The organism is Jeotgalibaca ciconiae (assembly GCF_003955755.1).
Taxonomy (GTDB): domain Bacteria; phylum Bacillota; class Bacilli; order Lactobacillales; family Aerococcaceae; genus Jeotgalibaca; species Jeotgalibaca ciconiae.
On sequence record NZ_CP034465.1, the window covers coordinates 2,690,646 to 2,713,874 of the forward strand.

The 23,229-nt window shown below is 35.7% G+C and carries 25 protein-coding genes and 1 pseudogene; 20 read left to right on the forward strand and 6 right to left on the reverse strand.

The window, feature by feature from the left end:
- The first annotated feature begins 36 nt into the window (after positions 1–36).
- The 8 genes from ilvD (at position 37) to EJN90_RS12495 (ending at position 9,435) form a co-directional block, all read left to right on the forward strand.
- Complete coding sequence (gene ilvD / locus EJN90_RS12460; RefSeq protein WP_126111736.1) at positions 37–1,743, forward strand: dihydroxy-acid dehydratase; 1,707 nt, start codon at positions 37–39, stop codon at positions 1,741–1,743.
- A 488-nt stretch (positions 1,744–2,231) separates the two neighbouring features.
- Positions 2,232–3,965: a biosynthetic-type acetolactate synthase large subunit gene (ilvB, locus tag EJN90_RS12465; protein ID WP_126111738.1), complete on the forward strand. Its 1,734-nt coding sequence runs from the start codon at positions 2,232–2,234 to the stop codon at positions 3,963–3,965.
- Positions 3,953–4,438: an acetolactate synthase small subunit gene (gene ilvN, locus EJN90_RS12470; protein WP_126111740.1), complete on the forward strand. Its 486-nt coding sequence runs from the start codon at positions 3,953–3,955 to the stop codon at positions 4,436–4,438. Before ilvB ends, ilvN begins: the two co-directional genes overlap by 13 nt.
- A 54-nt stretch (positions 4,439–4,492) precedes the next feature.
- The gene (gene ilvC, locus EJN90_RS12475; protein WP_126111742.1) at positions 4,493–5,494 is read left to right on the forward strand and encodes a ketol-acid reductoisomerase; all 1,002 of its coding nucleotides are present in this window, start codon (positions 4,493–4,495) and stop codon (positions 5,492–5,494) included.
- Positions 5,495–5,534: 40 nt separating this feature from the next.
- Complete coding sequence (locus tag EJN90_RS12480; protein WP_126111744.1) at positions 5,535–6,329, forward strand: ABC transporter ATP-binding protein; 795 nt, start codon at positions 5,535–5,537, stop codon at positions 6,327–6,329.
- Positions 6,330–6,837: 508 nt separating this feature from the next.
- The gene (gene ilvA, locus EJN90_RS12485) at positions 6,838–7,860 is read left to right on the forward strand and encodes a threonine ammonia-lyase (protein WP_227872516.1); all 1,023 of its coding nucleotides are present in this window, start codon (positions 6,838–6,840) and stop codon (positions 7,858–7,860) included.
- A 26-nt stretch (positions 7,861–7,886) separates the two neighbouring features.
- Positions 7,887–8,264, forward strand: a complete 378-nt coding sequence (locus tag EJN90_RS12490) for a RidA family protein (RefSeq protein ID WP_126111746.1) — start codon at positions 7,887–7,889, stop codon at positions 8,262–8,264.
- 691 nt (positions 8,265–8,955) lie between these two features.
- Positions 8,956–9,435 (forward strand): hypothetical protein, encoded by a 480-nt coding sequence (locus tag EJN90_RS12495; protein WP_126111748.1) that lies wholly within the window; start codon positions 8,956–8,958, stop codon positions 9,433–9,435.
- A gap of 87 nt (positions 9,436–9,522) precedes the next feature.
- Here EJN90_RS12495 and nth read toward each other — a convergent pair whose 3' ends face one another.
- Positions 9,523–10,128, reverse strand: coding sequence for an endonuclease III (gene nth / locus EJN90_RS12500; protein ID WP_126111750.1), 606 nt, complete (start codon positions 10,126–10,128; stop codon positions 9,523–9,525).
- 174 nt (positions 10,129–10,302) lie between these two features.
- On the opposite strand from nth, the gene EJN90_RS12505 reads away from it, so the two are divergent.
- From EJN90_RS12505 to EJN90_RS12530, 7 genes are all read left to right on the forward strand, one after another.
- On the forward strand, positions 10,303–10,989 hold the full coding sequence (locus EJN90_RS12505) for a SatD family protein (RefSeq protein ID WP_126111752.1): 687 nt from the start codon (positions 10,303–10,305) through the stop codon (positions 10,987–10,989).
- Positions 10,990–11,739: a DUF3307 domain-containing protein gene (locus EJN90_RS12510; RefSeq protein ID WP_126111754.1), complete on the forward strand. Its 750-nt coding sequence runs from the start codon at positions 10,990–10,992 to the stop codon at positions 11,737–11,739.
- A 189-nt stretch (positions 11,740–11,928) separates the two neighbouring features.
- Positions 11,929–12,957, forward strand: coding sequence for a M42 family metallopeptidase (locus EJN90_RS12515; RefSeq protein ID WP_126111756.1), 1,029 nt, complete (start codon positions 11,929–11,931; stop codon positions 12,955–12,957).
- 356 nt (positions 12,958–13,313) lie between these two features.
- Positions 13,314–13,868, forward strand: coding sequence for a tyrosine-type recombinase/integrase (locus EJN90_RS12520; protein ID WP_126111758.1), 555 nt, complete (start codon positions 13,314–13,316; stop codon positions 13,866–13,868).
- A 78-nt stretch (positions 13,869–13,946) separates the two neighbouring features.
- Complete coding sequence (locus EJN90_RS12525) at positions 13,947–14,693, forward strand: hypothetical protein (RefSeq protein WP_126111760.1); 747 nt, start codon at positions 13,947–13,949, stop codon at positions 14,691–14,693.
- A 334-nt stretch (positions 14,694–15,027) separates the two neighbouring features.
- Positions 15,028–15,186 (forward strand): type IV toxin-antitoxin system AbiEi family antitoxin domain-containing protein, encoded by a 159-nt coding sequence (locus EJN90_RS13930; protein WP_164544088.1) that lies wholly within the window; start codon positions 15,028–15,030, stop codon positions 15,184–15,186.
- 63 nt (positions 15,187–15,249) lie between these two features.
- Positions 15,250–15,612 (forward strand): type IV toxin-antitoxin system AbiEi family antitoxin domain-containing protein, encoded by a 363-nt coding sequence (locus EJN90_RS12530; RefSeq protein WP_126111762.1) that lies wholly within the window; start codon positions 15,250–15,252, stop codon positions 15,610–15,612.
- 118 nt (positions 15,613–15,730) lie between these two features.
- Here EJN90_RS12530 and EJN90_RS14190 read toward each other — a convergent pair.
- Positions 15,731–15,983, reverse strand: a pseudogene (locus EJN90_RS14190) (transposase); the annotation flags it as partial.
- Between the two features lie 596 nt (positions 15,984–16,579).
- Between EJN90_RS14190 and EJN90_RS12535 the strand changes: the two are divergent.
- Together EJN90_RS12535 and EJN90_RS12540 are read left to right on the forward strand one after the other, a co-directional pair.
- Positions 16,580–17,539 (forward strand): IS30 family transposase, encoded by a 960-nt coding sequence (locus tag EJN90_RS12535; RefSeq protein WP_126111764.1) that lies wholly within the window; start codon positions 16,580–16,582, stop codon positions 17,537–17,539.
- Positions 17,540–17,705: 166 nt separating this feature from the next.
- Positions 17,706–17,960: a hypothetical protein gene (locus EJN90_RS12540; protein WP_126111766.1), complete on the forward strand. Its 255-nt coding sequence runs from the start codon at positions 17,706–17,708 to the stop codon at positions 17,958–17,960.
- Between the two features lie 127 nt (positions 17,961–18,087).
- Here the strand turns inward: EJN90_RS12540 and EJN90_RS12545 are convergent, their stop codons facing one another.
- The 3 genes from EJN90_RS12545 to EJN90_RS12555 form a co-directional block, all read right to left on the reverse strand.
- A complete protein-coding gene (locus EJN90_RS12545; RefSeq protein WP_126111768.1) occupies positions 18,088–18,333 on the reverse strand; it encodes a P-loop NTPase family protein in 246 nt (81 codons plus the stop codon).
- 67 nt (positions 18,334–18,400) lie between these two features.
- Complete coding sequence (locus EJN90_RS12550) at positions 18,401–18,703, reverse strand: transcriptional regulator (protein WP_126111774.1); 303 nt, start codon at positions 18,701–18,703, stop codon at positions 18,401–18,403.
- Between the two features lie 8 nt (positions 18,704–18,711).
- A complete protein-coding gene (locus EJN90_RS12555; protein ID WP_126111779.1) occupies positions 18,712–19,365 on the reverse strand; it encodes a hypothetical protein in 654 nt (217 codons plus the stop codon).
- 231 nt (positions 19,366–19,596) lie between these two features.
- Here EJN90_RS12555 and EJN90_RS13935 point away from each other — a divergent pair, with 231 nt between their 5' ends.
- The 3 genes from EJN90_RS13935 (at position 19,597) to EJN90_RS12565 (ending at position 20,939) form a co-directional block, all read left to right on the forward strand.
- A complete protein-coding gene (locus tag EJN90_RS13935; RefSeq protein ID WP_164544089.1) occupies positions 19,597–19,746 on the forward strand; it encodes a hypothetical protein in 150 nt (49 codons plus the stop codon).
- A 4-nt stretch (positions 19,747–19,750) separates the two neighbouring features.
- Positions 19,751–20,230: a hypothetical protein gene (locus tag EJN90_RS12560; RefSeq protein ID WP_126111781.1), complete on the forward strand. Its 480-nt coding sequence runs from the start codon at positions 19,751–19,753 to the stop codon at positions 20,228–20,230.
- Positions 20,231–20,489: 259 nt separating this feature from the next.
- Positions 20,490–20,939 (forward strand): hypothetical protein, encoded by a 450-nt coding sequence (locus tag EJN90_RS12565; RefSeq protein WP_126111783.1) that lies wholly within the window; start codon positions 20,490–20,492, stop codon positions 20,937–20,939.
- A 1,008-nt stretch (positions 20,940–21,947) separates the two neighbouring features.
- Here the strand turns inward: EJN90_RS12565 and coaBC are convergent.
- On the reverse strand, positions 21,948–23,153 hold the full coding sequence (gene coaBC / locus EJN90_RS12570) for a bifunctional phosphopantothenoylcysteine decarboxylase/phosphopantothenate--cysteine ligase CoaBC (protein WP_126111785.1): 1,206 nt from the start codon (positions 23,151–23,153) through the stop codon (positions 21,948–21,950).
- Between the last annotated feature and the right edge of the window lie 76 nt (positions 23,154–23,229).

Sequence of the window (23,229 nt, forward strand, 5' to 3'; positions counted from 1 at the left end):
AAATAATGAATGCCGTTTTGAAAGGAGCGTTTCGAAGTGACTAATGATCAACCAAAGAAAGATATCAGAATTAGAAGTAATGTTTACGACAGCATGGTTAAATCACCAAACCGCGCTATGTTACGAGCAACCGGAATGGGAGACGAGGAGTTTAGACAACCGATTGTAGGAGTTATTAGCACTTGGGCGGAAAATACTCCTTGTAATATCCACTTACATGATCTAGGGAAAATTGCGAAGAAAGGAATTACTACTGCAGGAGGCTGGCCTGTTCAATTTGGCACGATTACTGTTGCAGATGGAATTGCAATGGGTACACCTGGCATGCGTTATTCACTGCCTTCTCGTGATATTATCGCTGATTCAGTAGAAGCGGCAGTGGGAGGACACAATTGTGATGCTTTTGTTGCAATTGGCGGTTGTGACAAAAACATGCCGGGATGTATGATTGCTATTGCGAATACAGAAATCCCTTCTATTTTCGTATACGGTGGAACCATCGCACCTGGAAAATTGGATGGAAAAGATATTGATCTCGTTTCCGTTTTTGAGGCAATTGGAAAATGGAATCACAATGATATGTCAGAAGAAGAAGTACGTAGAATTGAATGCAACGCTTGCCCGGGTCCAGGGGGCTGTGGCGGTATGTATACCGCTAATACAATGGCTTCGGCAATCGAAGCGATGGGAATGAGCTTACCAGGCTCTTCTTCACACCCGGCAACTACAGAAGCGAAATTACGTGATGTGGAAGAAGCAGGAGAAGCTGTTTTAAACTTATTGGAAAAGGGAATTTATCCAAAAGACATCATGACCCGAAAAGCATTTGAAAATGCTATCACGGTTGTAATGGCTTTGGGTGGTTCTACTAATGCCATCCTGCATTTAATGGCAATGGCTCATGCAGCGAACGTCGAACTAACGTTGGATGATTTTAATGATTTCCAGAAGAAAGTACCGCATTTGGCCGACTTAAAGCCAAGTGGACAATATGTTTTTCAAGATTTGTATGAGGTCGGTGGTGTACCGGCAGTAATGAAGTATCTCTATGAAAATGGTTATATCCATGGAGATTGTTTAACTGTTACTGGAAAAACAATTGCAGAAAACTTAGCGGAAGTAGCTTCATTGAAAGAAGGGCAACAAGTTATTATGCCATTGGAAAATCCAAAACGGAAAGATGGCCCATTAATCGTTCTTCATGGTAACTTAGCTCCAGAGGGTGCAGTAGCAAAAGTATCAGGAGTAAAAGTTCGTCGTCACGAAGGACCTGCAAAAGTGTTCAATACAGAAGAAGAAGCAATCAATGCTGTATTAGCAGATGAGATTGTAGATGGAGATGTCGTTGTTGTACGGTACGTAGGTCCAAAAGGCGGCCCCGGGATGCCAGAAATGTTGTCCCTATCCAGTATGATTGTAGGAAAAGGACAAGGCGAAACCGTCGCATTGATTACAGATGGTCGTTTCTCAGGCGGTACTTACGGTCTTGTTGTAGGACATATTGCTCCAGAAGCACAAGTCGGAGGACCAATCTCCTTATTAGAAACAGGAGATACAGTTGTCATCGACCAAGATACAAAAGAACTTACGATGAACGTATCAGATGAAGAACTAACAAACCGTCGCGAGAAAGTTGTTATTCCGCCCCTGCATACGCGAGGAGTCCTTGGAAAATACGCTCATATTGTATCGAGCTCTTCGAAAGGCGCGATCACAGATTTCTGGAAAAAAGATGAACAATAACCCATAGAGTGACTTTTTTAAATAAATAAGCAAAAATACATTGACACTTGGGAACAATTGCATTATCATTATATTCACATTAGAAGAAAATTAGATTAAGGGAGCGGTTTTCATGCAGAAATTTAATATGCCAACTCAAAATTTATTAATTAGCGTCATTAGATAGTGTTTGTATCTACTCATTTTAGATACAAACACGTGGAACGAAAGTTTGTATCTATGAGGTGCTAATTAGTTTTTGACGCCTGTATAGATGATAAAATCTAATCAGGTGAGCTTCCTTTTCTAAGTGAACATTTTTAAAGGCCTAATTAGATTTTATAATGAATCTAATTAGGCTTTTTTCTATATTGATTTACTAAGTTTTCAGAACTTTTTCAGAAAACACTTGAAATGATAGTATTTAAAGTTATAATACAATCATTAAAATAAAATGAATAAATGATTAAAAAGTAATAACCAAAGATGTGAAACAAGGAGGCTGGAACATGAGTACAGAAGAAATGCCCAAAATAGAACGACAGCGAAATGGAGCAGATTTATTTGTCCAATCACTTATTGAAGCGGATGTAGAAGTCGTTTTTGGATACCCGGGTGGAGCCGTATTACCAATCTACGATGCTTTGTACCGTGCAAAACCAAACTTCAAGCATATTATGTGCCGTCACGAACAAGGTTTGATTCATGGAGCAGAAGGATACGCACGTGTGACAGGGAAACCCGGAGTGGTTATTGCAACATCTGGTCCAGGAGGAACGAATTTAATTACCGGGATTGCGGATGCAATGATTGACTCACTACCCATTGTTGTTTTTACAGGACAGGTATCCTCAGCTTTTATTGGATCAGATGCTTTCCAAGAAGCAGATATTATTGGATTGACTACTCCAATTACAAAGCATAATTATCAAGTGCAGGACGTAAATGACTTGCCAAGAATTATTAAGGAAGCTTTCCATATTGCAACAACAGGCCGAAAAGGACCTGTAGTAATCGATTTACCAAAAAACATTGCAGAAGAATTTCTTGAAAAAGATAGCTTTGAAACAGATTTTTATTTACCTGGCTATCAACCAACTATTTATCCAAACCAGTTGCAAATTCAAAGGTTGCTAAAGGAATTACAAATTTCCAAACGACCGTTGTTGCTTGCTGGAGCAGGAGTAAAGTTTGCGGATGCAAGTAAAGAATTGATTGCTTTTGCAGAGAAGTATCAGCTACCAGTTGTAACAACTTTGCAAGGATTAGGCGCATTTCCTGAAACACATAAACAAGCTTTAGGGATGGGCGGCATGCACGGCAGCTATGCAGCGAATAAAGCGATTCAAGCTTGTGACTTTTTAATTAATATCGGCTCACGTTTTGATGACCGTCTTACTGGCAACCTAGCGAAGTTTGCTCCAAATGCTGTGATTGCTCACATTGACGTAGATTCAGCAGAAATTGGCAAGAATATTGAAACCAAGTACCCGATTGTTTCCGATGCAAAAGAAGCTCTTTTGAAACTTTTGGATGGTGAAATGGAACAAACGGATATCAGTGAATGGGTTGAATTGACCCAATCGAATAAGAATAATTTCCCATTCTGGTACCAACGCAAAGAAGACTCCGTGTCTCCACAATGGTTGATTGAAGAAATTTATTACGCAACCAAGGGAGAAGCCGTTGTTGTAACGGATGTAGGACAGCATCAAATGTGGGCCGGTCAATTTTATAAATACGATCAACCGCATAATTTTGTTACATCCGGAGGGTTAGGTACGATGGGATTTGGACTTCCTGCTGCATTGGGAGCTCAGATTGGTCGGCCAAACGAAACAGTCGTGGCTATCCTCGGCGATGGTGGTATCCAAATGACCAGTCAAGAGCTGGCAACCATCAAAGATTACAACTTACCTGTAAAAATCGTAGTAATCAATAACGAATCACTCGGTATGGTTCGCCAGTGGCAAGAGATTATCTATGAAGAACGGTACTCCGAATCTCTGCTAACAGAAGGAAGAAACCCAGATTTTGTAAAATTAGCAGAAAGCTACGGTGTAAAAGGTCTTCGAGTGTCTGATGAATCAAAAGTAAAAGAAATTTTGAAGGAAGCTTTTGACTTCGATGGTCCTGTGCTGATCGATGCCCGTGTAACACATAAAGAAAAAGTATTTCCAATGGTACCTGCAGGAAAAGGAAACGATGAAATGATAGGAGTGAAACCTCCATGCGAAGAATAATAACCGCAACCGTTAAGGATTCTAGTGGTGTTTTGAATCGGGTGACCGGACTCCTCTCTAAGCGAGGATTCAATATTAATAGTATTACCGTTGGTGGGACAGAAACAGCGGGTATCTCAAAGATGACCTTTGAAGTGAACATCACCTCTCCCAGCCAATCTGAACAGGTAATCAAACAATTGAATAAACAGATTGATGTTATTAAAGTAATGGACATTACTGATCAGCAGATTGTTGCTCGGGAACTGGCTCTTATAAAAGTCACGACAACACCTACAACCAGACACGAAATATACGGAGTGATTAATCCATTCCGCGCACGTGTACTCGATGTTGCCAAAGATTCTCTTACCATAGAAGTAACAGGTAAGACCGATAAAGTAGATGCAATTATTGATCTCTTATCGAGTTATGGAATTAAAGAATTAGCAAGAACAGGCATCACTGCCTTCCCGCGTGGGAAAAATAAATAACTGTTAGCAAGATATATTAAACATATAGACAATAGGAAAAGGGGAATATACATTATGGCAAAAGTATTTTACGACAAAGATGTTAATCAATCACTACTAGAAGGAAAGACCGTTGCAATCATCGGCTATGGATCTCAAGGTCATGCTCACGCACAAAACCTACGAGACAGTGGTCATAAAGTGGTAGTGGGCCTTCGCGCAGGAAAGTCATTCGATCGTGCGAAAGAAGATGGATTTGATGTAAAATCAGTTGCTGAAGCTACAAAAGAAGCAGATTTAGTAATGATCTTGCTACCTGATGAAAATCAAAAAGCAGTTTACGAAGCAGAAATCAGAGATAATTTAGAAGCTGGAAATGCACTTGTGTTTGCTCATGGGTTCAACATCCATTATGGACAAATTGTTCCTCCAGCAGATGTTGATGTATTCTTAGTTGCTCCAAAAGGACCTGGACATCTTGTTCGCCGTACTTATGAAGAAGGAGCAGGAGTTCCATCATTGGTAGGGGTATACCAAGATGCTAGTGGAAATGCGAAAGAAATCGGAATGGCTTATGCAGGTGGCATTGGCGGAGGCCGTGCAGGTATTTTGGAAACAACTTTCCGTGAAGAAACAGAAACGGACCTATTCGGTGAACAAGCTGTTCTTTGTGGAGGAGTATCTGGACTGATCAAAGCTGGTTTTGAAGTGTTGACGGAAGCGGGTTATGCACCAGAAAGCGCGTATTTTGAAGTATTACATGAAATGAAGCTAATCGTAGACTTGATTTATGAAGGTGGATTAGAAAATATGCGTTATTCTATTTCTGATACAGCAGAATGGGGAGACTATGTAACTGCTCCGCGTATCATTACATCCGAAACAAAAGATAATATGCGTGCGGTATTGAAAGATATTCAAACCGGTGAATTTGCAAAAGATTGGATTCTAGAAAATCAAGCTGGACGACCTAAATTCAATGCAATCAAACGTAATGAGTTGGAACATCCAATTACTGCAGTTGGTAACGAGCTGCGCGGATTGATGCCATTTATTGGAGATTCATTAGTAGATTAATTCTTACTTGGCAGAAGCTACAGCTAAGAAAGGAATCAAAATGGATAAACTAATTTCGTTAGAGCAAGTATCTTGGACCAGACAAGGACAAGAGATACTCAAAAACATCAATTGGGAAGTGAATCAAGGCGAGCATTGGGCGGTACTTGGTTTGAACGGTTCTGGTAAAACGTCCATTCTAAATATTGTGACGGGTTACCATTTCCCAACTTCTGGTAATGTCAAGGTGCTTGATACAACCTTTGGAGAAGCAAGCATTCCAAAAATGCGTGAACGAATCGGTTTTATGAGCAGTTCATTAGAGAAATTTGGTGCTACTTTTAATAAGCAGCCGGTTAAGAATATTGTATTGAGCGGGAAATTTTCTTCTGTTGGGGTTTATAGTAATCAGGAAATTTTACCAGAAGACCATGAGCGAGCGGATGAGATATTGAGGAACTTGCGAATCGAGTACTTGAGAGAAAAGACCTACCGATATTTATCTCAGGGAGAAAAACGTCGGGTATTGATTGGAAGAGCCTTGATGAATCAGCCAGATTTATTAATCATGGACGAACCCTGTTCAGGACTCGACATTTTATCTCGTGAAGAAGTATTGGATATCATGGATGCTATTACGGTTAACCATTGTCATTTAGTATACGTGACCCATTATATTGAAGAAATAACAGAAGCGATTACACATGTACTGCTTGTGAAAGACGGAAGTATTGTTGCACAAGGAGAAAAAGAGAAAATTTTAACGGATGATCGATTAAGTGAGACATACAAGATTCCTGTCAGCGTTCGCTGGGAAGAGAAACGACCATGGATTACTATTAATCGAAAAAAATAGAAGTGAGGAAATTAAAATGAAAAAGCAACTCTTAACAACAACTCAAACAGTAAATATTATTAGCATAATTAGATAGTGTTTGTGTCTGAACGTTAGATACAAACACGTTAAAACGAAAGTTTGTATCTATGAGGTGCTAATCATTGTTATGCCCAAGTAGATGCTGAAATCTAATTGGGTATGCTCGCTTATTTTGTGAACAGCTAAAAAGGCCTATTTAGATTTTGTACAGAATCTAAATAGGTCTTTTTTATAAAGTAAGGTTTTATGATAGAGTAGGATATTAGGAGTTCAGCCATCAATGTCTAGCTCCCAAGTCCTGGCCTACTGAAAAAAAGATAAATTTGCCCCATTGCGCGCTTCGCTGCTCGCTAACGCATATCATTCGACTAACCCGCTGAAGCGTGAAGTCTCCTGACAATTCAGGGTCAAATTTCCTATTTTTTCATAGGCCAAGGCGGACTTGTTCGCTTTTCTAATATTTTTGAAAAAAAGGAGAAGTCATCATATGGAAAATCAATTAACATTAGAGATGGTTCAAGATGCATGGGATTATCTAAAAAAAGAATATGTCACCCATAACACACCGATGGTTACTTCATCTATGACTGATGATCGAGTCGATCGACACGTGTACTTTAAGATGGAAAATCAACAAAAGACAGGATCGTTCAAGCTAAGAGGCGCCAGCTATAAAATTCATATGTTGTCCCAAGAAGAGTTGGATCGAGGAGTAATCAGTTCAAGTGCTGGAAACCATGCTCAAGGCGTTGCAATGGCAGCTTACCGTTTGGGCGTGCGAGCATCTATCTTTATGCCAAAAACGACTCCAGAAGCCAAAATTAACGCTGCAACGGGATATGGCGCTGAAGTTGTGTTAGTAGGAGATAGTTACCAAGAAGCAGGAGACGCTGCTCAAAAATACTATGAAGAGAATGATGTTACTTATGTGCATCCATACGATGATTATTACATCATGGCTGGCCAAGGAACAATCGCCTTAGAAATGTTAGAACAAGAGCCCGATCTAGATATCATTATTTGCCCTGTTGGAGGCGGCGGTTTAATCAGTGGCGTATCACTGGCAGCTAAATCCATTAAACCAGATATTAAAGTGATTGGAGTAGAAGCTGCAGAAGCTGCGTCCATGCATCATGCTTTCAAAACAGGAGAAATTAAACGGCTAGAAACGGTTGATACAATCGCAGAAGGGATTGCGGTTAAAGAACCAGGAGAAAAGACCTATGCAGTCGTCAAGGAATACGTGGATGATATTGTTACCGTGACAGAAGAAGAGATTGCCGATGCTATTTTATGGATGCTGGAACGGAACAAAACATTAGTGGAAGGCGCAGGAGCTGCTTCATTAGCAGCCTTATTAGCACATAATGATACATTGCCAAAAGGAGCAAAAGTTGGTTTAATTGTATCAGGTGGTAACATCGACTTAGGTTCCATGCCAATGATTCAAGGGGTTGCTCGTGGATTGAAGAAGGCTGTTCAAGTAAAGAGTCGTTCAAGTGAAGCATAAAAAATTTATAAGAGGAGTTTTGTAAGATGTATAAATTAGAAGCAAAAGATGCACCGGATGCATTAGGTCCATACTCACAAGCAATTGTTACAGGAGACCTCGTATTTTTATCGGGACAATTGGGAATGAATAAAGAAAAAGGCGCATTGGAAGAGGGCGTGGAAGCTCAAACAAAACAAGCATTTAAAAATATTGGTGCAGTTTTGGCAGAGGAAAAGCTAACGTTGGATAATGTTGTGAAAGTCACTGTATTATTAAGTGATATTAATGATTTTGCGAAAGTAAACGAAGTATATGCCACACAGTTCAATGAACCTTATCCAGCAAGAAGCGCCTTTGCGGTTAAAGATATTCCTGCAGGTGGACTTGTGGAGATTGAAGTCATTGCGAGTAAATCGAAATAAGAATCATTAAAAAAACTCAAATTTAACAAAACCAGCGTTTTATTCAGTTATAAAACGCTGGTTTTTATTCAGTTTCTTCTACTTTTAATCATTCTTATACATGTGACAAGAGTAAGTAGTAGAATACAAATGATTATCACATAGATATACGGTAATGAATTCATATAGTAATCTTTGTTTACGTTTTCCGGCAGACGTGAATCGTTATCAATTTTGATCATTTTGAAGAAACTAAATGACAGCAGTAAAATAGATGCAATATTTAAAACTTCTAACTTTTTCATGCCAACATCTCCTTTTATTCTCACTATACCATATAAAAATTAAGTATTTATGAAGCAATGAACTTAAGACGATTCTTTGTTAAATGAGGATGGGGACCTGGAAATATCGGCTCTATGATTCTTGATATGGGGGCCTCAGACTGAATAGTTAAATTCTCCATTTGCCTTGATAAACAGTTCTCACCTCCTTGGAACAGATGGCTCTACTTTAAAAACAACTTCCCAGAAAAATTAGGAAGTTGTTTTATCAAGATCGATTCGTTGTTCTGCTAATTCAATAATATTAGGGTCATGTGAAGCAGCAATAACTTTTTTTCTGAATAATTAAGCCTATTGGTTACCCTTCCAATATATTACAATTAGGGTTATAGTACTTCAATTATAGCACACGATAGGAGGGCATCTTCATGAAAAAAACGGTAGTGGTTTTATTACTGATACTCCTTTTTTCGGGTTTCCGATATACAAAAAATGAGCCAAACAAATTAGAGTTATCACGTTCAGATGAAAAAGAAATCGAAGAATATATCAATACATTAAACAATCCTGGAATGGGCGGTGAGATGAATAGTGCTTTTGAGTTGTTAGGAAAAAACGATGAAAAGGGAGAGCTCTATCTTTGGATTGCAAGCCAAGAGTACTTCAGAAAAGATGAAGATCAGCCGCTAGAATCCACTTCAGGAGTAAGCATGCCTCTGTTGCTAAAAGTTATAAAAGAAGAAGCCTTGGTAATAAAAGGACATAAAGCACCTAGAGAAGGTATCTTTTATAATAAGGACGTAAAAAGAATGTTTCCGAAAGATGTGAGAGAGAAAATGAGCATTTATGATAGCGAAAACCTCTTTAAAGAATTGGATGAAAGAGCAGCAGAAGAGCAGATTGAGTAATTGTTTTACAGGAGAGTACTATTGACGAAATAAATGATCGGAAGCCAGAACATCAATTTACGGTTGATGTTCTGGCTTTCTATATTTTTAATGGATATACTCATCGCATTTTGGATTTCTCGGGGAGCAAATATTTCGACCAAAGAAAATAAGGGCATGATGTGCTTGATTCCAAAGTTCTTTTGGAAGAATATCTGTGACAATTTTTTCAATTTGAAGTGGTGTTGCATTTTGAGGTACAATGTCATGATGTTTACATACTCGTGATACATGAGTATCCACTGGGAATGCCGGGATATCAAATCCAACGCTTAGTATCACATTGGCAGTCTTACGTCCAACGCCAGCTAATGACTCCAAATCTTTCCGGTTGTTTGGAACTTCTCCATTAAAATTTGCAATCAGTTGATTACTACATTGATAGATATGTTTGGCTTTGTTACGGTATAAGCCGATGGACCGGATATAAGGTTCGATCTCCTCTGGTGAAGACGCAGCAAATGCTTCCGGATTCGGGAAGCGTTCGAACAGAGCACCTGTAACCTTGTTTACAGCAAGGTCTGTAGTCTGAGCGCTGAGCATGACCGCGATCATTAATTCAAAGTTATTTGTATATTTTAATATCGTTTTCGCATCAGGATATAATGCAATGATTTGTTCGAGAATATCCCGAGCTCTTTTTTTAGATAGCATGTTTGAATCACCTTAGTTAAAATTATAGTAGAACTAATTCGATTATAACATGAGGAACTTCTTTTTTGGGGGAAAGAATAATCTAGAATCGGAACATATGCTATGATTCGCTATATAGTGAATTATATGCTATGATTCACTATATAGCGAATCATTTTTTAAAGGAGTGGGAAAATGACAAAGAAACAGGAAGAAATTCTGTATGCAGCCATTATAGGGGATATCAAAGATTCTCGTAAAATTTCTGACAGGAAAAAAGTACAGGAGAAATTTCGTTCCGTTTTACAAAAAATAAATGAAAAATATGCAGAGGATATCGCTTCTGAATTCATGATCACTTTAGGAGACAGTTTCCAAGGGTTGCTAAAAAACAAGCAAGTGATTTTAACCATTATTTTTGAAATCGAATTGGCTATGGCTCCCGTCTCCTTCCGGTTTGGTATTGGCTTAGGTGCTATCAGTACGGATATTCAGCGAGATAATTCGATGGAAATGGATGGTGCTGCCTACCACCGTGCAAGAAAAATGATTGAAACCATTGAGGAAAACGAGAAAAAATATACACAAAGTGAGACCAATACGATGATTCTTTCCGGAGAAGGCGATCAGCAAACAGATCAGCTATTGAATACTATTTTGTCTTTGGCAACAGCCTTGAAGTCCAAGTGGTCTGATCGACAAAAAGAAATCATTTATGTTTATTTCACCCATGGAGAAAACCAGTATAAAACAGCAGAAAATTTGGGAATTGGGCAATCGAGCGTGAATAAAGCCTTAAATATAGCGAAGTACTATACTTATAAAACGGCATTACTAAATGCTAGTGACTTTTTAGCTCTGAATTTTAAGGAGGGTGATTAAGTGGATAAAGAAGTATGGTTGTTACTGTTTATTGGGCATGTCTTAGGTGACTTTTATTTTCAATCTTCCTCATTAGCGAAAGCAAAAGAAACATCTGTTAAGAAATTACGACTCCATTGTCTTCTCTATTTGGTTGCTATGGTGGGAGTAACGTTAGCTGTTTTTAATTGGTCCTTATTTAGTGTGGCTATAGTCGTCTCAGTCCTGCACTTCGTGATTGACGGTCTAAAATTCTTACTTACAAAATATGTTTCTATTAAAAAAGATAAAAATGCTACGATTTTTCTAGCAGATCAAGGATTACATATTCTTGTCTTACTTCTAGCAGCTGGCTATATCAAGATACATTCGATAGAAATAGACTATGTTACAGGATTAGAATTCTTAATAAATATGTTTGACTTGGATATGGAGCATCTTTTATCTTGGATACTGATTCTGCTAGTACTGGTCCAGCCATGCAGCATCGTTATAAAAAAAGTATTGAATCGCTATCGTCCAATGAATGAAGAACAATTGGATGAAGGTGTGCCAAATGCCGGAGCCTTGATTGGCATTCTGGAGCGTTTATTTATCTTGCTAATGCTGTATGTGAACCAATTTACTGCTATTGGATTTGTTCTAACAGCCAAATCTATTGCGAGATACAATAAAATTTCAGAAAATCCACAATTTGCAGAGTATTATCTATTAGGAACACTCATGAGCACCTTACTGATTATTATAAGTTACTTCCTAATTTTCTTATGATTCATCTTAGAGGCAATGATGACATTAGATTCATTTTGAAACGAATCATTGGAGACGCTAGAAGAAAGATAAATCAAGAAATCAGTGTGGCACATGTATGACGAGTAAAGGTATAATATAAGTGAAAGAGAAAGAAGAAACGGTGTAGAATGTTTTTTCTTTCATATCGCAAAGGAGTGTCACACATTTATGTTTAAAAAAGAAGCAACGATTTCATTTTTAGAAGAATTACTTTCCATTAACAGCCCATCAGGCTTTACAAAAAATGCGATTGATTTTTTAAGGGAAACAATCGAATCAATTGGTTATGAAACAATGGATACCCCTAAAGGAAACTTGATTGTTCATGTAGATGGAAAGGATCGTCATCAAACTCGTGGTTTAAGCGCACACGTTGATACTTTAGGATTAATGGTCCGTTCCATTAACAGTGATGGAACATTAGCTTTGACTAAATTAGGTGGTCCATTAACACCAACACTAGATGGTGAATACTGTGAAATCATTACACGAGATGGGAAAGTTTATACGGGAACAATCTTATCCAATTCACCTTCTATTCACGTATTCAAAGATGCATCTACAAAGGAACGTGATGTAGACAATCTGGTTGTTAAAATCGATGAACGTGTAAAGGAAGAAGAGGATGTACAAAAACTTGGTATCCAAAATGGCGATATCATTGCCTATGACCCTAAAGTGATGGTGACTGATTCTGGTTTTATTAAGTCACGATTTTTAGATGATAAAGCTTCTGTAGCCATTCTGGTGAGTATTTTAAAAATGCTGAAAGAAGAAGGCATAGTGCCAACTACAAATTTGAAGTTCATTTTTTCAACATATGAAGAAGTGGGTCATGGAGCTGCTTGGATTCCTGAAGATATTACCGAACTCTTAGCTGTTGATATGGGATGTATCGGACTTGATTTAGACTGTACGGAATATGACGTTTCCATTTGTGCCAAAGATTCATCTGGTCCTTATGATTATGAAATGACAACGCGTTTAATTAACTTTGCTAAGGACAAAGAGTTAGATTTCGCTGTTGATATTTACCCAATGTATGGAAGTGATGCATCCGCAGCGCTGAGTGGTGGCGCAAATATCAGAGCAGCGCTTATTGGACCAGGGGTTGCAAGCAGCCATGGTATGGAACGAACTCATGTGGATGCGATTGAAAACACATTTAAGTTGATTCAAGAATATATTCAAAATTAATTGTATATAAGATATCCTAAAGGCCTCTTAAGCGAGGTCTTTTTTACGTTTTCTAAATAAGCTGTTTTAACGATGTTTAGTAGACGCTTACTCATTAACAAGTTTGAAATCGTCTTAGAATCTCTTAAAATGTCGTCTCGAATAATCGATGAATACATGATACACAATTCCAATTGTGTATCCTAGGAAATATTGCTATAACAATGGAAAATATGGTACATTATAGATGCAAAAAGTGATTCTTTGTCAAAAAAACGCTTTCTAAGCATAAAAATTAGCATGATAAGAGTCTACAGCTAGATTAATAATGAAAGTTCAATAAATCACAAGATAAGAATATAAAGGAATCGATATCCATGAATTTTACATATCCAATCAAGCAAAAAAAGCAACTTAAAAATCTAATGGAAGTATATCCGTCCAATTCGAAAAATCGGCTACTCTTAGAATTCGGTTTGCGTACCGGTTTACGTATCAGCGACATTCTGAGTTTCAAAGTCGGGGATGTACACAAGCGAGAATATGTATGGGTACAAGAAAAGAAAACGAAAAAGAAGAAAATGATTTATTTACATCCCAAGTTGAGGCAATCCATTAAATTATATGCTAAAACAGAAAAACTAAGCTCGAATGATTATTTGTTTTATTCGGAGAAAAATCCATCAAAGCCCATCCAACGTATGCAAGCTCACCGCATCATCTCTTATGCCGGTGATATGATTGGGATTACGCCATTAAGCGCCCACTCCCTGAGAAAGACCTTCGGATACTGGTCTTATAAGCAGGGGATAGACATCAGTTTATTGCAAACCATTTTTCAGCATTCATCTCAAGCTGTCACATTACGATATATTGGTATTACCCAGGAAAGCATTAATAAGGTTTACGAAACAGTTGACATGGGATTCTAAACTTTATAGACCTACTAGTTTAAGAATTACAAAAACCCAGCCATTGATTTTTGAACACAAGAATAAGGAGGAAACGATGTGAACAAAATAAATAAATCTTATATTGATAAATTAACGAATTTTATTAAGATATCGTTCCTCCTTACTCTATTTATTTTTATAATTTGTGATACATCAGCTTTATCAACCACTCACGTTTCCAACCAAGATCAATACGCATTCCTGTTTGATTACTTAGAGGGAAACCTTTTAGACAGTGAACTTGTAGAGGTTAGAGCAGTAACCCATGCAGAAAAAATCGTGAGCCCAATAAGCAAAAAAACTAAAGCTATAAACGATAAAATGGAGTTCTCAGTGTATACTTATATGCATGATGATGGTACTGATATTAATTCTCATACTATTATTGATTATTCTTTTAAAGAGCCGATGAAGGTCAAGTACAACGACTCTTTAAGTGTTAAAATAGGGGGCTACCTCCGACCAATCACTCCCATAAGTAGTATCATGCTTACTAAGTCAAATGTGGATGAAGATTGGGAAATTGTTAAGAAACCGACCCCAGTTATGAATTCTCTACAAAGTTTTACTTTAGAAGGTGACGAACTCGCTAATTCTGATTCCTATTCACGTGTTTTGATTGATATCCCAGCTTATGTTAACCCTGAAGCTACAGACAATATTCTTCCTGAATTTCAAATAAATTATGTAAGTGATTCTAGTATCTATTTCAACCTTTCTGGTCTGCAAATGTTATTGATTGGAATAATCATTCTAGTGTTACTTCCTATCTTTATTAAATTCATCTTACGACGTTTTGATTGAATGTAGAAAAAAATTTTTAGTTAAAAAGAAGGCAGATTTATCGCAGACCCTTAATAAGGGTTTCCTAATAATATTAACATCGATTGAAACAGCCTTAGAAAGTAAAATCAGTAAATCGAAAAGTTAGAATAGAGTTAATATTTTTCAGAAAAACCCAATAGGGTATACCCTATTAGTTTTTTCTGAAAGCAGTTATATCATGGGATTAAAAAGCACAATAGGGTGGCACAAAATTGGAATGTAAAAGTATGGTGATTCAAATTCATTTTTAGTGACATAACATTATTGTTGTATGAAGCGTGAATGATGTTATAATGATTATGAGGTGAACGATATGATTCAATCCAAACTTACACAATTATTTATTGATAACAATGGTATCTTGATGGCGAAACAAACGGGTTTCGATGATTCTACTTTAAGGAAAGCAGTAGAACGTGACGATATTAAAAAGCACTCTAGAGGTATTTATTTGTTAGATGAATCACATTAAGATGATCTTTATATCCTTCAATTGAAATATCCTAAAAGTGTTTATTCTCATGAAACAGCTGTCATGCTGCACTGGTTAACTACCAATTATCCATTTCTTTATCACATGTCATTTCCAAGAGGTTACCACCTGGTTTCTGCTGAACAGCAGAGCATCAAGCCTTACTATCTATCTAGTAAAGAGTTAGATGAAGAATATGTTGTTGAATTGAATAGTTGGGATAGTAATCCATTAAGAGTAACCAACTTAGAAAAAACAATGATTGATATGCTCCGATATGAAAATGTGACACCTGGACTAGTCGATGAAATGGTAGATGATTACTTAGATAGGGAGGATAGGAATCTTGAACGTTTAGAAACGTATGCAAAAAGATTTAAAATCGAGAAATTAGTTGAAGAGAGGATTTTGTCTGCTGTTCAGTAAGCAAAAAATGAAAAACTTAATTCAAGGAAAGTGGATTGCCCGCTCAACAACTTTATGGTCTATTTGCCATGGAACACTTCGTTTCTCATTTGAATAAAACGAAGTATTCAGATCATTTAGCAGAAGAATCGGCAGGATATTCGGCAATCAGTTGGAACAAGAGTTGATCCAGCAAGGAAATGTTGTCATGAACCCCGCAGCTTCGGCTATCTCTAAAAGTAAGAAACTATTTGGCTAAATTTGAGAAGCCAATCGAGTCCATAAATTCTTTTACTACTATACAAACTAGAATCCGTAGAGAGATTTCCACTAGTATTAGTTACCACCATTTTTAAGTTGAAATTTACGCGTTTTTCATGTAATGTAGCCATTGAGAGAACCCCTTTCTTGGTTTAGTTTAGTCGCCTTAACCATAACAGATTGGGGTTCTTTTTTACACCCCAAAGGTGTGGAAAAGTCCATGAAACAGAGGCTCTATTGTAAGGTTTTTGAAAGTTTTCAGAAAAATTATGAATTATTCAGGTTACAAAATAACGGGCTCCTATTAGTTTTCTTCTCAGTTGAAAATTATAGTATTTCTTACATATCGTTTAACAACAGGGTTATAGGTAAAATTTGAATGAAAATAAATGTGGAGGGAACTAACAAAAATAACCATTTCGATTTTTCTTTGAAAAGATTAATACAACAGATGATGCCAGCTCCTGTCATTGTCCACCATATTGTATCAAAAAACACATATGGCAGAGAAAAACTGTTAGTAAAATATAGTGCCAATACAACCATATGAAGAACTACTATAAATCCATTATTTAATTTCTTTTTTTTAGATTGACGATAAAAGATACAAAAAACATACAATATTATAATTCGCCGATTGTAAAATTAAGCGAGACAAATAAAAAAATCATTTATGTTACACTCAAATTGTAATTCCGTCGAAAGAATACAGGGAGAGTGAACATAAATGACCTATACCCATCTTACACCAAATGAACTCGTAATTATAGAGGCATATTTTCATCAAGAAACACCCGTTGCTTTCGTTGCCAAGAAACTTAAGCGTGGTAGACAGGCCATTTACAATGTTTATCATTTTCTTAAACAAGGAAAAACGGCTCTCGAATACCTCGAACAGTATAAGAAAAATAAAAAACGTTGTGGAAGAAAGCCGATTGAAATACCCAAAGCAGAAAAAGAATACATCGAAGACAAGACAACTCAAGGCTGGACCCCGGATGTGATTGTTGGACGAGGTGAGTTTTCAATTTCATGTTCTGTCCGTACCTTATATCGTCGTTTTAAAAATGGTGAGTTTGATCAAAGTAAGTTACCCATGCAAGGGAAACGAAAACCAAACGGTCATCAAGAACGTCGTGGAAAACAAGCATTCAAACGAAATATCGCTGAGCGAGAAACGGATTATGCTTCTTTTGAAACAGAGTTCGGGCATCTAGAAGGCGACACGATTGTCGGTGTCAATCATAAAAGTGCCGTCATCACCCTCGTTGAACGCCTTTCAAAAGTCATTATTGCTTTGAAACCTGAAGGTCGTAAAGCAATCGATATTGAAAAAGCAACGAATACTTGGTTTCAATCGGTTCCTAAAAATCTCTTTAAATCGATTACTTTCGATTGTGGTAAAGAGTTCTCAAATTGGAAAAATATCAGTAATACGAATGATATAGCTATTTATTTCGCAGACCCAGGAACACCATCACAACGAGGTTTAAACGAACACTCAAATGGTCTCCTTCGAAAAGATGGCCTACCGAAAGAAATGGATTTCAATCAAGTCAATCAGGATTTCATCTCCTCTGTGGCTTCAAAAAGAAATCATATACCCAGAAAATCACTGAACTACCAGACACCATTGGAAGTCTTTTTGAGTTATGTAAATGAAGAGCAGTTGTCTCGCTTAATTTGACAAATAAATATTGTTAAAAAAAAGCTTACTAATAGATTATTAATATACATTTTCCATCTCTCCTTTTCCAGTATAATACCATATAACCTTTAATTTTTTTATAATACTTGAGCAACCTTTGTGAAAACGTTATCATGTGAACGTATTAAAAAAGGAGAGTGAAAGTATGTTTAATTTTTTATTGACTACGATTGCTGCGGTTACGTTGTTTGGCTTCAACGATACCGAGATACCGATTGAAGATGTAGGTGAAAATGGTAACATAATTTATTTGGCGCCGGATTTAGATTTAAGCACAGGTACGGAAGAGCAAATTCAAACTTTAAGAGATATTGGTTGGAATTTAGATTCAGAGACATATCATAGAGATTGGTGCTCCAGATGGTTAGGCCACAATTTTATTTATCATAAGCACAGTTAATCACTTTATTAAAATAGGATTTCAAATTGGAACATACTCCCTATCATTAGTTTGAAGGGAGTATTTTTTACTAACATTTTTAGATCAAAATTATAAATAAAATTGAATATCTCTGTTGTAGGTGGGTTTAGAAACAGACAACCTTAAGCTCTCTTTCTGTTTTTATAATTTCTCTAGCTTTAGATTCAAACTCTTCTATCGATATTTTATTTTCATGAACATAATGTAGTGGCATATTCAAATTATACTCATCATTTATATCTTCCCAAATTTGAATATATTCATTTTCTGTGTTAATTTGATCCGCAGAAACTAGTGACATCGAGCCCAAAAACATTGTTAAAATACTAAAGAAAACAATTCCCTTTTTCATCAAAATTCTTCCAAATTAATATATTAAAAAAGAAAAACAGAATGCATTCAAGAACGGTTTAAAATGTTTATTCCTTTTCTTCTCCTTCCTTTTTTAGAATTGACTCCAGTAGTAATACATAATTTTCAAATTCTGTTTTTCCATTTTTTGTCAGACTATATGATGTTAAAAGTTTATCCATGTAGCGAACTTTTTTCGTATTAATAAAACCCCAGTTATTAAGTTTCTTTAACTGTACACTTAAATTGCCATCTGTTGCTCCAGTAGCTTCCTTTAAATCTGAGAAGACCATATTTTGATTTACAAGGCTGCTAATTATAGCGAGTCTTAATTTAGAACTAAAAGCTTCCGAAATTTCATTTATATTCATTTTATTATTTAATCACCTTTATTTTTTGATAGAAAAATTGTTAAGAGTATATAGCCTATAGAAGTTACTATGCCATAGTATAGACTACTATACTGCGCACTTATAAATTGATTAGACCCCAAACTAGTATTAAGTAAAAACAGTAGTAAATAAGTAATGACATTTAAAATGCTTAAAATGTTAAAAATACGACTTTCATTGGTTTTTCCAACAATCATAAGTGAGATGGAAAAAATAAAAATCATCAAAAATTCACTCATTTGATTAAGAATAAAGAGTGTTTCAGGGGATCCAATATCAATAAACGCGACAAAAGCTCTCATCAAGAGTAGTATTAATGGTATTAACACTGCAACAAAGAAAAACATTGAAATAAATACACGGAAAAAGATATTTGTATGGTTCTTTTCTCTAGTGGAGATATAAAAAAGAGAAGCTGTAATAATCACATACCCTAAAAGATTGCTGATAAGAGAGAGAATAGCTACCTTTGATAAGTCTGAGATTACTAAACTCACAAAAAAGCTCACTATAAGCAACAATATATTCACTGATCCATATAAAAGAAAAATCTTTTTGATTGAATGATTATTCTTTTTGGTTTTATCAATCGCTTCTTTAATAAAATTGATATCGTTAATCGCTTTTTGTTTGTTTTCCATGTTCATCACTCCTGTTTACTTTATAATTTAAAGTCACTTCATATTATAAAGTTATTAATCAAATAGTCAAGTTATTTAAAACTTATATCAAGAGTGGGGTAGATGATTGGTATAACTTCGAACGATATCATCAAACCCGAACACCTTAGTAAGTTTTTTTGAAAGCAGATTAAAAAGTATTATCGTCGTATGAAGCATGAATGATGTTATAATGATTATGAGGTGAATAACATGCTAGTTTCTGCTGAACAGCAGAGCATCAAGCCTTGCTATCTATCTAGTAAAGAGTTAGATGAAGAATATGTTGCTGAATTGAATAATTGGGATGGTAGTCCGTTAAGAGTGACCAACTTAGAAAAAACAATAATTGAATGGAGGTAATATCTTGATAAGGAGTAAAATTAACAAACAGATTTTTGCAAAATCAAACTACCCAGTTTATTTTAGCTTTTTACTACTTGCAATCATAAATATCTTTTATGTTACCGCTGAAATAAACAAACCAAATGTTCTAAAGTCTATGGGATATGACATTACCGAATCTTCAGTGTTTCAAGTAAGCAAGGCAGAAATTGAAAGATTATCGGCAGTTTCTAATTATTCACTGCAATTCGAGAGTGCTTTTATAATCATTTCACTGTTATGTATGATATTTTTGCTCACAAAAAGAGTTCGTCCTTTTTTTACCGGTCTGATAATGATGACTTTCGGTTTTTTTTCAATACTATTCCTATTAAATATAAGCTTGGCAGCAATTTTTGAAGCTCCTCAAGGAAATCTAACGCAGTTACTTGTTATACCATTTCAATTGTTAGTCTTAACATGCATATATGGATTCTTAAAATTCAGGAACCAAATTCACTAAAAATGTATTATTTATGTAGAAAATAACCATGACTATAAAACCCTCCTGAAGTAGATACTTAAAAAATAAAATACAATAGGATTCTTACTGCAAAGATGGCGAACAACCTGGAAAGAATTTTGCCCATTGTTAAATAAACAGAAAATGAAAAACTTAATTCAAAAGACGGAAACATCTGAATAATTACATAGCGGGTTAAGAATAACTATAACTAAAGTATTATCGCAAAAAAATGAAATTTTAGAGTGAGGGATAGAATTTGATCGGAAGAAAAATGAGAAAAACAATAGGAACTTTTTCATTAATTGTATTTTTTTTAGTAGGTATTAGTGTGTGGCTTATTCATAGAGAAAATCCAAATAATAGTTATCGTGCACCAAATACTTCTCCAGCTGCTCATCAAATAAAAATAGATGAATACTATCGTGTTGAAACAATGTCTGCTAAATTTTCGCAAATTGTGTATGACGATGATGCCGGTAACTATATTGTGTTTACAGACAGACTAGTTAAAGTGAATTGGGATGATCGATATATCATTGGCAGTTATCTGGTTGAATTAAATTCCAAAGAGCTAGAATACCTTATTGTTGAAAAAGAAACACGTGAAGTTACAACATATTCCTCTTTAAAGGAATTTAGACAGGAAAAAAAGGAGAAGGGTATCGAGTTGGAATTAAAAAGCAAAAGAGAATTTGATTGGTTCTAATGTATAGAAAGAACTTTTTGACGGGCAATTTCAAAATACTCCTCAGATTTTGATAAAGTGGGAAGAGCAAATGAAATGGATATCCTTTAGCTTGAATAAGTAACTTTGTTATTACTAGAGTAAACAGATAGAAAAGAAGGGGGACTATCATGATGTGGTTCAAAAAAGTTCTTATAACTATTGTATATTTGATGTTGATATATCTGGGGTTGTATTATTTTAAACTACATCCGGTAATGATTTTGATACCTGCCATTATCTTTAGCAAAAAAATTTCTCAACATATTATTTTTGGCTGGCTATATTCTTTACTGAAACAATAATCGATGTTATCCAGGAGTTTGTTCGTTGAAAATGAAAGGAATTGCATATAGAATGAGTTTAGAAAAGACTTTTAAGATTCATCTAGCAACATTTGTAGTAGGAATTGCTTTGCAGATAAAATTCTTTCGCGCCAAATACATTATGGATTGCTGGGTCAATTCATCTCATAATCTTGATTTTTTACAGTGTATTTGTACAAAAATACAATCATTCGATGTTTATGTCGACCATTGTTTTTAATGCTTTGCGAGCTTTCTTTTAATATTTAGAGAATCTAAATAACAACTATCTGGTCATGCAATCTTTGTTGATGATTGCTGTAAGTGTCCAAACTATATTGTGGTTACTGCCAGATAGTGTATCAAGACAATCACATAACTTTTATGGACTGTTTAAATGAGTTTAATTGAGATGATGAACTATCTAAAGTCAAACGATAGAAAAGCATTTGAATGGTTATAATAGAGAGGAAAGAGGCTTATTAGTTACATTTAGCAAATCTCTTTTTTAAAATTAGATTCTAGTTTACATAATATATATTATGCCAAGTTATTAATAAGCATTAATCAAACTAGCAAATACAAAAAAACCGATAATTTTGACATTTTTAGCGCTCGTTCGCACTGCTTTGATAAAATTACGGTTTTTTCGATTTTTCTATCACTTTATTTTATAAAAAAATAATTATATTTGTTGAATTGATTTTATTGCTTCTAATAAAATGTCTTTGGCAACTTCTTTTTTTGATTTCGTTTCAATATGAATTGGATTTTTATTTGTTTGGAAAATAATTACTTCATTTGTATCTTTATTAAATCCAGCGTGTTCTTTGGATACATCATTTGCTACAATCATATCTGCTTTTTTACGGATAAGTTTTCCTTTTGCATATTCTTCAACGCGATCAGTTTCTGCAGCAAAACCGATTAGAAATTGCTTGTTCTTTTGATTGCCCATCGTTGCTAAGATATCTGGGTTTTCTTCTAATAATATTTGCAAATCATCTTCTGTCTTTTTGATTTTATGATCAGCTTGATGCTTTGGTCGATAATCTGATACTGCTGCAGCCATGACTACAATATCTGTTGTATCAAAATCTTTCATAATGATTTCTTGCATTTCGCGTGCACTCGATACTGGAATTGTTTCAACTCCGAACGGATATTCTAATTTAGACGCAGTCACTAGTGTGACCTTTGCTCCTAAATCTCGCGCTGCTTCTGCGATGCTATGTCCCATTTTTCCGGAAGATTCATTTGTCAAATAACGAACTGGATCAATTCGTTCTCTCGTTCCACCTGCTGAAACGAGAACTTTTTTTCCTTTCAATGGTAAGTTTGTTGTCTTTTCAATCAATAATAACTGAGCAGAGTTTACAATTGATTCAGGTTCAGGCATACGCCCTTTCCCTTCGTATCCTTCAGCAAGGAAACCAGTATCTGGTTCGAGCACTGTATATCCAAAGTTTTCTAATTTGCTTATGTTAGCTTGGGTAGCAGGATTTTCCAACATATGTTGGTTCATTGCTGGTACAATCAATCGAGGCGCTGTAATGGCTAATAAAGTGGTAGAAACAACATCATCAGCTATTCCATTAGCCATCTTTGCTATAATGTTAGCTGTTGCAGGAGCAATGACAGCCAATTCAGTCCAGTCTGCAAGGTTTATGTGGGATACAACCTCCGCATCTTTCTCGTCAAATGTATCAACCAGTACATTGTGTTTTGATAAAACTTGAAACGTTAAGGGTTGAATGAACTCACAAGCACTCTTGGTCATTGCTACTCGTACTTCTGCACCCGCTTTAATAAATCTTCTTACCAGATCCGCTGATTTATAGGCAGCTATTCCTCCGGTAACAAACACTGTAACTCTTTTTCCGTTTAACACTTCATCATCTCCTGTATAGACACTTCTTTACTTGAATCAGATTATTTTCATGTTCTCAAATTAATTTTAACATAGT

What these genes read in the sequence shown, in the direction of transcription:
- EJN90_RS12530 (WP_126111762.1), top strand. Translation starts at nt 15,250, where the DNA reads ATGCTGCACTGGTTAACTACCAATTATCCATTTCTTTATCACATGTCA.
- EJN90_RS12520 (WP_126111758.1), top strand. Translation starts at nt 13,314, where the DNA reads ATGAATTTTACATATCCAATCAAGCAAAAAAAGCAACTTAAAAATCTA.
- EJN90_RS13935 (WP_164544089.1), top strand. Translation starts at nt 19,597, where the DNA reads ATGCTAGTTTCTGCTGAACAGCAGAGCATCAAGCCTTGCTATCTATCT.
- ilvC (WP_126111742.1), top strand. Translation starts at nt 4,493, where the DNA reads ATGGCAAAAGTATTTTACGACAAAGATGTTAATCAATCACTACTAGAA.
- ilvB (WP_126111738.1), top strand. Translation starts at nt 2,232, where the DNA reads ATGAGTACAGAAGAAATGCCCAAAATAGAACGACAGCGAAATGGAGCA.
- EJN90_RS12535 (WP_126111764.1), top strand. Translation starts at nt 16,580, where the DNA reads ATGACCTATACCCATCTTACACCAAATGAACTCGTAATTATAGAGGCA.
- EJN90_RS12490 (WP_126111746.1), top strand. Translation starts at nt 7,887, where the DNA reads ATGTATAAATTAGAAGCAAAAGATGCACCGGATGCATTAGGTCCATAC.
- ilvN (WP_126111740.1), top strand. Translation starts at nt 3,953, where the DNA reads ATGCGAAGAATAATAACCGCAACCGTTAAGGATTCTAGTGGTGTTTTG.
- EJN90_RS12505 (WP_126111752.1), top strand. Translation starts at nt 10,303, where the DNA reads ATGACAAAGAAACAGGAAGAAATTCTGTATGCAGCCATTATAGGGGAT.
- EJN90_RS12515 (WP_126111756.1), top strand. Translation starts at nt 11,929, where the DNA reads ATGTTTAAAAAAGAAGCAACGATTTCATTTTTAGAAGAATTACTTTCC.
- ilvA (WP_227872516.1), top strand. Translation starts at nt 6,838, where the DNA reads ATGGAAAATCAATTAACATTAGAGATGGTTCAAGATGCATGGGATTAT.
- EJN90_RS12545 (WP_126111768.1), bottom strand. Translation starts at nt 18,333, where the DNA reads ATGAAAAAGGGAATTGTTTTCTTTAGTATTTTAACAATGTTTTTGGGC.
- EJN90_RS13930 (WP_164544088.1), top strand. Translation starts at nt 15,028, where the DNA reads ATGATTCAATCCAAACTTACACAATTATTTATTGATAACAATGGTATC.
- EJN90_RS12480 (WP_126111744.1), top strand. Translation starts at nt 5,535, where the DNA reads ATGGATAAACTAATTTCGTTAGAGCAAGTATCTTGGACCAGACAAGGA.
- EJN90_RS12495 (WP_126111748.1), top strand. Translation starts at nt 8,956, where the DNA reads ATGAAAAAAACGGTAGTGGTTTTATTACTGATACTCCTTTTTTCGGGT.
- EJN90_RS12555 (WP_126111779.1), bottom strand. Translation starts at nt 19,365, where the DNA reads ATGGAAAACAAACAAAAAGCGATTAACGATATCAATTTTATTAAAGAA.
- nth (WP_126111750.1), bottom strand. Translation starts at nt 10,128, where the DNA reads ATGCTATCTAAAAAAAGAGCTCGGGATATTCTCGAACAAATCATTGCA.
- EJN90_RS12540 (WP_126111766.1), top strand. Translation starts at nt 17,706, where the DNA reads ATGTTTAATTTTTTATTGACTACGATTGCTGCGGTTACGTTGTTTGGC.
- EJN90_RS12550 (WP_126111774.1), bottom strand. Translation starts at nt 18,703, where the DNA reads ATGAATATAAATGAAATTTCGGAAGCTTTTAGTTCTAAATTAAGACTC.